The organism is Phenylobacterium sp. Root700, from assembly GCF_001429025.1.
In the GTDB taxonomy this organism is placed as follows: Bacteria; Pseudomonadota; Alphaproteobacteria; order Caulobacterales; family Caulobacteraceae; genus Phenylobacterium.
Genome location: NZ_LMHT01000028.1, coordinates 53369 through 63976, shown reverse-complemented (window position 1 = coordinate 63976; position 10608 = coordinate 53369). Strand labels below are relative to the sequence as shown.

Below are 10608 nucleotides of genomic sequence, written 5' to 3'. Positions count from 1 at the left end.
ACGAAGATCGACAACGAGGTGAACACCGCCGTAACGGACTTCGGGAAAGCTGCCATAGAGCAGTGGATGATCGATCATGGGTTTGTGGCGCCGCCCGAAGCGTCGTCGCCCGTTGCCCCGCCTCCGGTCGCCGACTCTTCTGGCGGGCTGTTTGTGCAGGCCGGACCGAACGGTGACGCTATCAGTGGTTCGTCTGGCGCGGATACTCTGGTTGGTGGTGATGGATCGGACAAGCTCAGTGGCGGTGAAGGGCGTGATGTCCTGACCGGCGGCGCTGGCAATGACACGCTGTACGGCCAGGACGGTGATGATCGGCTTGATGGCGGCCTCGGGAGTGACGTCCTCTACGGTGGTGCGGGGAGCAATACCCTTGCCGGGGGAGCGGGAGACGACAGCTATGTCGTGAACTCAAGCGGCGACGTGGTGATTGAGGACTCGAATGCTGGGTATGACGTCATCACATCGTCTGTCGATTATGTAATGGGCAACAACGTCGAAGCCCTGCGCCTATCGACGGGCGGTCTCGTGGGGACCGGGAACGACGGCGACAATTCGATCGTCGGCAATGGCGGGAACAATGTCCTGTCCGGCCTTGGCGGAGATGATCGGCTTGATGGCGGCGACGGGAATGACACGCTCGCCGGGGGCGGCGGCCGAGATAACCTAAGCGGGGGAGCGGGTAGCGATAGCCTCAATGGTGGTGATGGCGCTGACACCCTCTCTGGAGGCGATGGCAATGACATCGTTGCTGGTGGTGCGGGCAATGACCTGATCTACGCGGGCCTGGGTTCTGACACCCTAACCGGGGGGGGCGGAGCCGACAGCTTTGTATTCAAGGCGAACGATATCATCGCTGGGGTTGCTTCTTCGACAGACCGGATCGTTGATTTTTCACGCGCTGAAGGGGATCGTATCCACCTGGTGGATATCGACGCGAATGTGCTCACCGCGACCAATGACCCGTTCAAATTCATCGGCTCGAGCGCTTTCCACCGCGTTGCGGGGGAACTGCGATATGAGGTCTCTGGCGGCAACACCACGCTATACGGCGACGTGAACGGGGACGGGGTGGCGGACATGAAGATTCAGCTCACCGGCGCTCACACTCTCGTTGCGGGTGATTTCTATCTCTAATCGCTGATCGTGCTTAGGGCCGGCGCGAGGTCGTAATCTCGTGCCGGAGGCGCGGCGGAAATGTCCCGCGGCGGGGGAGCCGACTCCCGCCCGAGCGCGCTTGGTCTTCTAGTGGCAAATTTTGCACATGAACTGGTGGTCTGGTCGGCGGCGTGACCGTAGGGGCGGTTGTCCACGGTTCGCCGCGGGTCATGCGTGGGGCGCATCGAGAATGCCCCGTTACATGTCTGATCTTGCGCCGCGGATGAAAATTCTCATTTGAACGGGTATAGACGACGCACCACCCGTTTTGCATGAGAAGCGCCGAATGCCGCCCTTGGTGAATAAACCCGAATTGGCGGATAAACGTTCCGTCGGGAATGGGATAAAATACTCAATATGCACGCTGGTTACGCGCCCCGCGCAGTATGAGGGGATGCTTGAGTCCTTTCAGCGGGGCGGTTTTTTTGGCGATGATTGTGAATATTTGTATTTGGACAATTCCAAATCAAACGCCCATGACGCCTTTAGTGGTTTAAATTTGTTCCTTTCTGTCGCGCGGGGGGAGCGAGTTATTTTTTGCCACCAGGATGTGCTCCTTTTGGCGGACGGCAGGCCGAGACTTGATCTCGTGCTCGACGAATTGGAGGCGCTTGATCCGGCTTGGGCCGTATGTGGGAATTCTGGCGGGATCTCGCCGGGACGTCTCGCGGTCAGGATTACCGATCCCCATGGCGCGGACCAACGGATCGAGGACCTTCCGGCACGTGTAGGGGGGCTTGATGAGAATTTCCTTGTCGTCAAGCGAAGCGCCAATCTCGGATTTTCGCGCGATATGTCAGGCTTCCATCTCTATGGGACCGATATATGCATTATCGCCGATGTCTTGGGCCACACGTCATATGTCATTGATTTTCATATAGAACATCTCAGCCCCGGCGTGCGAGATGTGACATTGGCGCGTAGCCGCGCAGCCCTTGTGGCGAAATACGCCAGAGCATTCCGAATGCGATGGGTCACCGCGCCCTGTGAGATCATCTTTCTGTCTGGAGGATCGCTATTGTCGAAGGCGTTCAGTTCGCACTTCATCACGCGTTCTCTATATCATGTTGGTCGCCGTTTTCCGGCCTTGATGAGGCAAGCTTCCAGGCGTCGTTGACAAGACGCTCGCCCGCGGCGCGGGCGGATTCGGCGGTCTAGGCCTCATGCCTGGGCCAGCCGTAACACCGGTGAGCGTCTTGGCGTCCCAGCGGTCTCCAATGACCTTCGCGAACCCTCAGCCGTGGCGCAGTTCTTGCTTTTTAGGTGCGTGAACGTGATCGGGGAGATATCTCTCCCTCATCATCCGGCAGTTTGATTTTCTCGGGGCGGGAAGGGTTCGTTGATATGATCTACGGAAAACTGGCGGTCGGCGGAGCCCTTTGGGTTGCGTTGTCTTCTTCAGCAATGGCGCAGGAAGTCCGAAAATTGGACTTCGGCCTTCAGGGCGGAATTGAACACAACTCGAACGTTGCACGCACCAGCAAAGGGCAGGCGGCGTTGCGTGGGCTTTCACCTGCCGACACAATTTACACTCCTTCGGCGACCGTTGATGCGGTGCTGCCTGTGGGACGCCAGGCGCTCTTTCTCAACGGAGCGGTGGGATACTCATTCTATGACAAGAACGACAAACTCGATCGTGAGCGGCTCAATGTGGCCGGCGGTGTGCGCGGCCGAGTGGGGATGTGCGCCGTTACGCTAACTGGGGGATACACCCGCGGTGTGAGCGAGTTTGACGATCCGACGCTTGTGGAAAATGTGGAGAACATTCGCGAGACCGACCGAGTGGCCGGCGATGTGCGATGTGCGCGTCAGACTGGGCTCGGCGTTGTGGCGTCAATTTCAAAAGATTGGGCAAGAAATGATCTTGCTTTTGCTCAGCAGTCAGACTCAGAGCGAAGATCGATGATGTTGGGGGTCACCTATAGCCGTCCGACACTTGGTGTTCTGACTATCTATGGGAATCGCGACAAGACTGAGTATCCGCATCGCATCATAGAAGATGGCTACGATCTGGATGCTATTGGCGTTACTTATGAACGTCAGTTGGGTGCGCGGATACAGGGATCGGTCACTGTGGCCTACACCCAAGTTACGCCGCACCTAGTTGTACCGGGGTCCAGCGGGAAATCCGAAATCACGGCCTACTCCGCCCATTTGTCATACCGCGCGAGCAATCGCCTGCGGTTCTCAGGCGCCTTTGACCGCTCGGTGATGCCGTCGACAAGCGTGGGGCGATCCTACGACTTGACGGACATTTATCGGCTTTCCGCGGATTACGACCTAGGTTCGCGGATAAAGGTCAATGCCGGTGCAGCCAAAGTGAAACGAAATGCCGAAGGCGCTCTTGGGCTTCCGATCAATCAACTGACAGACTCCGAAACCGAGTCAGTTTTTGGGTCCGTGCGCTATCAACAGAGCAAGCGGCTCGCCTTCACCGTTAGTGCAGGGCGTGAGGAAAGAACCACCAACGCACCGCAATTTAACTATACGAACGAGCGTATCGGTGTAAGCGCCGACGTGGCCTTCTAGATCGAGACGGAGAGAAGCTCATGGCTATTCGCCACGTTCCCAATTTCGCCGCTGTGCTAAGCCTCCTGATAGTCGGCAATCCTTTGGCTGCTGCCGCCCAGGTGAATTCGGGCGCCGCCCCGCCAATCGCGCCGATTCCTTCTCCTTCGGTGTCTCAGCCTGATGGCGGGACGGAATATGTTCTCGGCCCCGAGGACGTGATCGATGTGGAAATCGTCGGGCAGCCCGACAAGACACGGGCCCGAGTGTACACGGACGGCACTATCCAGTTGAACCTAGTCGGCAAACTGGTCGCCTCCGGCAAAACTCCCAAGGAGCTGGGTGGAGAAATCGCCCGCGCGCTGAAGGGGGGGGGATTCTACGCAAACCCCGCAGTGAACGTCGAGGTTTCGAACTATGCCAGCCGGTATGTAACGGTCCTGGGGGCCGTCGCCAGTCCGAGCCTCGTGCCGATCAATCGCGCCTATCGCCTCTCCGAAATCCTAGCGCGGGTGGGCGGTGTGCAGGCCAATGCGGCAGACTTCCTTATCGTGCGTCCGGAGAAGGGGGCTGAGCGCCGCTACATGATCGCTGATCTGTCGGCAGGCGATTCCAGCCAGGATCCCTACGTTACGCCGGGCGACAAGATTTTTGCGCCTGTCGCTGAGGTTTTCTACATTTCTGGTCAGGTAGTATCGCCGGGCACGTTCCCGGTTCGATCGGATCTAACTGTCCGGCAGGCCATCGCGCGCGCAGGCGGCCTGACACCCTCAGGCTCCGATAAGAAGGTCGAAGTCAATCGAGGCGGAAAGAAGGTCAAGTTGGCCGGGGACGCCAAGATTGAACCAGGCGACGTACTGATCGTCGGCGAGCGACTATTTTAGGGCGCTTTGGCGGGAGGATTATGAGATGAGTCTCTTTCAATTTCTGCGAATTCTCTGGGCGCGACGCTGGGTTACTCTAGCGACGACCACTTTTACCGTGCTCGGTGCGCTGCTCGCGATCATCATCGTACCCCCAAGGTATGAGGGTGTGTCGAGAGTGATGCTCAATATCTTGAAGCCGGACCCGATCACTGGCGAAGTGATTTCAAGTGGTGCATCGAGAACCTACATTGCCACGCAGACAGAGCTCATCAAAGATTATGATGTAGCGGGCAAGGCCGTTGATCAGCTCAATTGGACCTCCAATCCGGATGTTATTACGCGGTATCAGACGACTGACAATGGTGGCATGGACATGCGCCGTTGGCTCGCGCAAAGGATTATCGATAGTACAACCGTGACTGTCGTGAACGGCACGAATATTCTGGAAATCGGTTATAGGGCGAGCACGCCCAGTGAAGCCAAGTCGATGGCTGATGCGCTTCGCAACGCCTATATCGAGTCTACCCTCGACACGCGACGGCGAGAGGCCACTCGGACTGCCGACTGGTACGAAACCCAAGCCCGGCAAGAGCAGGCCCTCTTGAATTCGGCCGATGGGGCGAAGACGGCTTACGAGAAAGAGCACGGCATTGTCATGCAAGCTGACAATACCGATGTCGATACTGCCCGTCTTCGGGCGCTATCCAACCAAGGGGCCGCCCCCCCGCCGATGGTTGCGGCGCCGATGCCGATCTCTTCACCGTCGTCGATTCAGCTTGCTCAGCTGGATGCCACCATTGCGCAGGCCGCGCAAAATCTTGGGCCAAATCATCCCCAAATGGTGCAGTTGCGAGCGCAGAGGGCGTCCCTTGCCCAAGTCGCCGCACAGGAAATGGCCGCGTCGCGTGCGGCCGCCAATGCGGCCGCGAGCGCCGCCAGCGCCAGCGTTGGCATTCTACAGCGTGAGGTTGCTTCTCAAACCTCACGAGTTATCCAGAAGCGCGAGCAGATCGAAAAGCTGACCCAGCTTCAGTCGGAAGTGAATTTGCGGCGCGATCAATACAATAAGTCGATGGCTCGCATCGCCGAGCTCCGTCGGGAAGCTTCTGTTGCAGATTCCGGGATCAGTGTGCTCGGTGAGTCTGTAACGCCAAAGCGGCCGAGCTTCCCCAATAAGCCGCTGATCCTTGGTGGTGCGCTAGCGCTCGGTTTTGGGCTCGGAATTTTGCTATCATTGCTCCTTGAACTTCTCGGGCGCCGAGTTCGCAGCGTCGAAGATCTGCAAAACTCGATCGATGTCCCCCTACTCGCTGTGATTGACGAGGGGCCGAGCGGGGAACGGCATGCTCGAATTCCAAAATTGCCTCATCGTCGGCGTCCTCCATCGACCGGAAAATTGGCCAAAGCATGAGCCAGAAAGCACATCTGATGGATGGGATGATCGCTGAACCCGCTGAACTGCGCCAGACTTTCGGCTTTTCGCCGGAGGTCGTGATGCTGTCGGAGCCAAAGGGCGCGCGCGCCGAGGCCATCCGAATGCTGCGTACGCACATCATGGCCCAGCACCTGGAGGATGGCCGTCGGGGCCTGGCAATTTGCGCCGCCAGCGGGGGGGTGGGGGCAACATTCACAGCCGTGAACTTGGCGGTTGCGATGGCTCAGATTGGGACCAAGACTCTGCTGATCGATGGGGATCTGCGCAACGCTCAAGTCGACAACTTCATCCGGCCGTCGCTGGCGGTCGAGGGGCTGAGCCAATGCCTTGAACGCGAAGTGATCGACCTTTCGGCGAATATTCAGGGCGATGTTGTCGACAATCTCTCGGTGATGTTCGCTGGTGAGGTATCGGGGAGGGCCCAGGAGCTGCTCGCGAGCGATCGGTTTGGAGAGGTCGTGGAACGGTGCCTGCGTGACTATGATCTGACGATCATTGATACTCCTCCAGCAAACAGCTGCGCTGATGGACGACGGATCAGTACAGTTGCTGGCTACAGCATGATCGTGGCTAAGAAACATCGTAGTTTTGTTAATGACATCAAGACTCTAGCTTCTCAACTCCGTGAGGATCGGGCTCATGTTATCGGAACGGTCCTGGTTGAGGCCAAGTCATGACATCGGCCGCCTCGCGAATTGAAAATGGAGCGGGCTTCAAATGGTGGTCGTCGTGGCCGCTGATTGTCGCGCTTGCGGTCATGGCGATTCCGACGGCAAAAACCCTTGGTGAGCAGGTCTGGTCAAGAGAGGCCGGGGCTCATGGACCAATTGTGCTGGTCACCGGCGCTTGGTTGATTTGGCGAAAGATACCTGAACTCAGAGAAATCGCACGCCCAGGTAAATCATGGATCACGATGCTGATGCTCGTGTTCGCTCTGCCGACCTATGTATTTGGCCGCGCCTATGACTTTATCAGTCTCGAGGTCGCAGGCCTCTACGGTGTAGCTCTTGCTATGATGCATACACACTTTGGCGTCAAAGCGATGCTGAAGACCTGGTTTCCCCTGTTTTACTTAGCCTTTCTGATCCCGCCTCCAGGCTGGTTCATTGATGGTATCACTGCACCACTGAAACTCTTCGTTTCCTATATTTCAACAGTCGGTCTACAGGCCGTTGGGGTGCCGGTGTTTCGCGAAGGCGTGACCCTGATGGTGGCTCAGTATCAACTTTTGGTGGAAGACGCTTGCTCCGGGATGAATTCAATTACCGGACTGGTGGCGATCAGCCTCTTCTACATTTACCTTCAACGCAACGCATCATGGAAGTATTCGCTGCTTTTGGTTTGCTTGGTCATTCCGATTGCCGTAGTGGCGAACATAATTCGCGTTTCGACGTTAGTGTTGCTCACCTATTTCTTCGGTGACGCGGTAGCGCAAGGCTTCCTGCATATGGCGGCGGGGATGCTGCTGTTCACGTCTGCTCTCTTGCTGGTGTTCCTTGTGGACAACGTTATGTCTCTTGCCCTCGGACGTCGGGAGAAATCTGCATGATCGCCCGCCGCGACCTGCTAATTGGCGGAACCTGCCTCGCGGCCGCCGGCGCGGCCTACGCCCTCAAGCCCCGTGCTCGGCTGGTGCTGTTGACGGGCGGTAAGATGGCCGATGCCATACCGTTGACCTTTGGGGACTGGTCAGCGGAGAATTCCGATGGCCTTGTCCAACCCAAATCGGAGGATTCACTGGCGGCGATGCTCTACAGCGAAATGGTGAGCCGGATCTATCACCAGGCTTCTACTGGAGCGGCCGTGATGATGCTCGTCGCCTACGGTGATACCCAAAGCGACCTCTTGCAATTGCATAGGCCCGAGACTTGCTATCCTGCTGTTGGCTTCAATATTCTATCGGCCAGGACAACTCGGTTGAACCTCCCTGGCGGCGGGGCCGTGCCAGTGCGTGAGGTCGTCGCAAAGACGGCGGACCGACAGGAGAATATCGTCTACTGGACGCGCATGGGCGAGTTTCTGCCAGACACTAATGGCGAACAGCGGAAGGTCCGGCTTCGGACCGCCATGCAGGGCTACATCCCTGACGGGGCGTTGTTCCGCTTTTCCGTGGTGAGTGGCGACTCGGCTGCAGCTTTCGCTCAGTTGGACGGGTTCGTCGCGGCCTTGTTGGCCGCGGTGCCTGCGGGCAAGCGTCGAGCGCTTATCGGGACGGAACTGGCTAAGACGATAAGGGCCTAGGCGCCGTTTCATTTTGTCGGGCTGATCTGTTGGCGCAATTGCTGCGGCTATCCCGGCGGCGGCGGAGAAGTGCGCCGGCCAGCATGAAGCCGCCGGTCAGCATCGCCCAGGTCGCGGGTTCCGGGACAGCCGATGGAAACGTGTTGCCGCTTCCACCTGCGGTCGGAGGCGCGATCAGTTGGCGCCACAGAGGCGGCCGAACGGCGAATTCAGCAACTACCGGCATCGGCCTAATTTGGTCGAAGGAACCGGGAGATTCCTCTCTGGCCTCGTAAATGATCGAAGTCGGATCCACGATGCCGTCCAGGACAGCGTCATCCACCATGGCTATCGGCCGTTTTGGGGCGCCAGGTCGGACGGGGATGAAGTAGATCGGCACAGATCGTGCCGCCTCGGCCCGTGAAACAGTCGAGACCAGGGCCATCGCGCCAACCGCATCGGATAACAGCGCGGGCGTCATGGCGGGCAGCGGAAACGTGACTGTCAGCAGCAGCAGGCCGAAAAGAGCCCTGTTGGCTGTACCATTCGATGCGAACTGCATTGATCGTCCCCCCGTGTGGCCCGGTGACCCACTCCATTCGCAAAACTTCGATGGACTGAGTTTCTGATTTCGAAGACTTAGATGCCTGTCAAAGGGGGATGACTGCAAGGTTCGTTCCAGCCAATGAGACACACATTGATCAGGCGACGCTTGTCTGGATGCGGGACGTGGGCAGTCTTCGGAATTGGCCAGAAGTTCTCAATGTCATGCCGTGCGATTGAGTTTACGCCTTTGCAAGAGGCGCCGACTAGTTCTCTAGCATGGGAGGGGCGTCGCAATGCTGAAGATGCTAAGAAGCTTGGCCTCGAAAAGCCAAGTCTACCTGATGCGCCGCAACCAATTCGACAGCCAGAAACTGCGGGCGTATTTCCTAAGCCATCACCAGATCGAGGTGGGGCTCTATTCCTATGGATGTTTCGATCAATGGAGAATGCCGGGCCCGATGCGGGTGGGGCGGTTCTGTTCTATCGCGAGCACGGTGAGGTCTGTGCTGGCTAATCATCCAATGACGGCGATGACGACGCATCCGGCGATCTATGAACGGCAGTTTGGAGTGGTGGACCACGACATGGTTCGCAACACCCCGCTGATCATCGAGGATGATGTGTGGGTGGGCCACAATGCGATGATCTTGCCAGGATGTAAGTTCATCGGACGGGGAGCAATCGTCGGAGCTGGGGCGATCGTCACGCATGACGTCCCAGCCTACGCTGTAGTGGCGGGAAATCCGGCGCGAAAATTGCGTGACCGCTTCCCACCAAATTTGATTGAAGCGATCGAGGCCAGCAACTGGTGGGAACTAAGTTTGGCCGATCTGCGTGGCCTGATTGAGAAACGTGAGCAGATGGTCTTCAATCCATCGGTCGCCTTAGTAGAGGATTGGCTCCGCGAACGTGGCTTTCGGCGTGGTAACGTCGATGTCTAGGTGCTTTGGAGCGGGTGAAGTGTATCGAATGTCGCTGCCTTTTGAGTCTCGCCCGTGAGTACTGCGCCCTTCATCAGTGTCATCATTCCGCACTACCGAGACCTGCGTGCATTGGACCTGTGCCTTGAGGCGCTTGGCCGTCAGACCTATCCCGCGGCAGATTTTGAAATCATCGTCGCGGACAACAATTCGCCAGAGGGGGAGGCCGCCGTAGCCGCAGTGATCGCTGGGCGCGCTCGCTTGACGGTCGTTCACGAAAAGGGGGCCGGACCGGCGCGAAACGGTGGCGTCGTGTTGGCCCAAGGGGAGATCCTCGCATTCACCGATTCCGACTGCGTTCCGGAGCCGGAATGGTTGGTTGAGGGGCTGGCTGCGCTATCGACATGCGATTTCATCGGCGGCCGCGTGACGGTGTTAGTCGCCAATGTTCTGAAAATGTCAGGCGCCGAGGCGTTCGAGCGCGTGTTCGCCTTCGATTTCGAGACCTATATCACCAAAAAGGGATTTACGGGCGCGGGCAACTTGTTTTGCGCTCGTCGTGTTTTTGACCAAGTGGGCGGTTTTAGAGTCGGGCTGTCGGAAGATCTCGAGTGGTCAAGGCGGGCGACGGCGAAGGGCTTTCGCCTTGGCTATGCGCCGGGGGCAGTCGTCGGCCATCCCGCCAGACGCAATTGGGAAGAGCTCTGGGGGAAGTGGCGCAGGGTCAATGCTGAGACCTATGGCCTTTACAGGGAGCGGAGGGGGGGGGACCTTAAGTGGTTGATCCGCAGCTTCGCCTTGCCATTGTCGGCGTTGTTCCATGCTCCAAAAGTTCTGGTCAGTGATCAGCTCCTCACTGGCGAACAGCGTGTTGCCGCCATCCAAACGCTATTCAAGTTGCGGTTCTGGCGCTTTGGGCACGCTCTGGACTTGCTGCGCAAAAAGATGGGGCGCTAAC

General features: G+C 58.1%; 11 protein-coding genes. 10 read left to right on the top strand and 1 reads right to left on the bottom strand.

Features of this window, described 5'->3' with window-relative positions; genetic code table 11:
* The 8 genes from ASE02_RS14260 to epsI all read left to right on the top strand — a co-directional run.
* A partial coding sequence (locus tag ASE02_RS14260) for a calcium-binding protein (RefSeq protein WP_162257174.1) occupies positions 1 to 1134 on the top strand: 1134 nt, incomplete at its 5' end.
* A 307-nt stretch (positions 1135 to 1441) separates the two neighbouring features.
* The gene (locus tag ASE02_RS22390) at positions 1442 to 2272 is read left to right on the top strand and encodes an acyl esterase (RefSeq protein WP_156406065.1); all 831 of its coding nucleotides are present in this window, start codon (positions 1442 to 1444) and stop codon (positions 2270 to 2272) included.
* Positions 2273 to 2499: 227 nt separating this feature from the next.
* Positions 2500 to 3684, top strand: a complete 1185-nt coding sequence (locus ASE02_RS22055) for an outer membrane beta-barrel protein (RefSeq protein ID WP_156406064.1) — start codon at positions 2500 to 2502, stop codon at positions 3682 to 3684.
* Positions 3685 to 3704: 20 nt separating this feature from the next.
* On the top strand, positions 3705 to 4547 hold the full coding sequence (locus ASE02_RS14255) for a polysaccharide biosynthesis/export family protein (protein ID WP_056735198.1): 843 nt from the start codon (positions 3705 to 3707) through the stop codon (positions 4545 to 4547).
* 25 nt (positions 4548 to 4572) lie between these two features.
* Entirely contained in the window at positions 4573 to 5940 is a 1368-nt protein-coding gene (locus ASE02_RS14250; RefSeq protein ID WP_056735197.1) for a Wzz/FepE/Etk N-terminal domain-containing protein, read from the top strand.
* Positions 5937 to 6641, top strand: coding sequence for a CpsD/CapB family tyrosine-protein kinase (locus ASE02_RS14245; RefSeq protein ID WP_056735196.1), 705 nt, complete (start codon positions 5937 to 5939; stop codon positions 6639 to 6641). The genes ASE02_RS14250 and ASE02_RS14245 overlap by 4 nt, the downstream gene beginning before the upstream one ends.
* Positions 6638 to 7513, top strand: coding sequence for an exosortase V (gene xrtV / locus ASE02_RS14240; protein WP_156406063.1), 876 nt, complete (start codon positions 6638 to 6640; stop codon positions 7511 to 7513). Before ASE02_RS14245 ends, xrtV begins: the two co-directional genes overlap by 4 nt.
* Complete coding sequence (epsI, locus tag ASE02_RS14235; protein ID WP_056735195.1) at positions 7510 to 8205, top strand: exosortase-associated protein EpsI, V-type; 696 nt, start codon at positions 7510 to 7512, stop codon at positions 8203 to 8205. Before xrtV ends, epsI begins: the two co-directional genes overlap by 4 nt.
* On the opposite strand, the gene ASE02_RS22050 is transcribed toward epsI, so the two are convergent.
* On the bottom strand, positions 8186 to 8746 hold the full coding sequence (locus tag ASE02_RS22050) for a PEPxxWA-CTERM sorting domain-containing protein (protein WP_082602083.1): 561 nt from the start codon (positions 8744 to 8746) through the stop codon (positions 8186 to 8188). The two genes, epsI and ASE02_RS22050, sit on opposite strands and share 20 nt — an antisense overlap.
* Before the next feature lie 277 nt (positions 8747 to 9023).
* On the opposite strand from ASE02_RS22050, the gene ASE02_RS23235 reads away from it, so the two are divergent.
* A complete protein-coding gene (locus ASE02_RS23235; RefSeq protein ID WP_156406062.1) occupies positions 9024 to 9671 on the top strand; it encodes a CatB-related O-acetyltransferase in 648 nt (215 codons plus the stop codon).
* Positions 9672 to 9725: 54 nt separating this feature from the next.
* On the top strand, positions 9726 to 10607 hold the full coding sequence (locus tag ASE02_RS14225; protein WP_200957683.1) for a glycosyltransferase family 2 protein: 882 nt from the start codon (positions 9726 to 9728) through the stop codon (positions 10605 to 10607).
* Position 10608 lies beyond the last annotated feature (1 nt).

Excerpts from the sequence above, each read along its gene's own strand:
- ASE02_RS22390 (WP_156406065.1), top strand. The coding sequence starts at position 1,442 with ATGCCGCCCTTGGTGAATAAACCCGAATTGGCGGATAAACGTTCCGTC.
- ASE02_RS14245 (WP_056735196.1), top strand. The coding sequence starts at position 5,937 with ATGAGCCAGAAAGCACATCTGATGGATGGGATGATCGCTGAACCCGCT.
- ASE02_RS22050 (WP_082602083.1), bottom strand. The coding sequence starts at position 8,746 with ATGCAGTTCGCATCGAATGGTACAGCCAACAGGGCTCTTTTCGGCCTG.
- xrtV (WP_156406063.1), top strand. The coding sequence starts at position 6,638 with ATGACATCGGCCGCCTCGCGAATTGAAAATGGAGCGGGCTTCAAATGG.
- ASE02_RS23235 (WP_156406062.1), top strand. The coding sequence starts at position 9,024 with ATGCTGAAGATGCTAAGAAGCTTGGCCTCGAAAAGCCAAGTCTACCTG.
- ASE02_RS14250 (WP_056735197.1), top strand. The coding sequence starts at position 4,573 with ATGAGTCTCTTTCAATTTCTGCGAATTCTCTGGGCGCGACGCTGGGTT.
- epsI (WP_056735195.1), top strand. The coding sequence starts at position 7,510 with ATGATCGCCCGCCGCGACCTGCTAATTGGCGGAACCTGCCTCGCGGCC.
- ASE02_RS14255 (WP_056735198.1), top strand. The coding sequence starts at position 3,705 with ATGGCTATTCGCCACGTTCCCAATTTCGCCGCTGTGCTAAGCCTCCTG.
- ASE02_RS22055 (WP_156406064.1), top strand. The coding sequence starts at position 2,500 with ATGATCTACGGAAAACTGGCGGTCGGCGGAGCCCTTTGGGTTGCGTTG.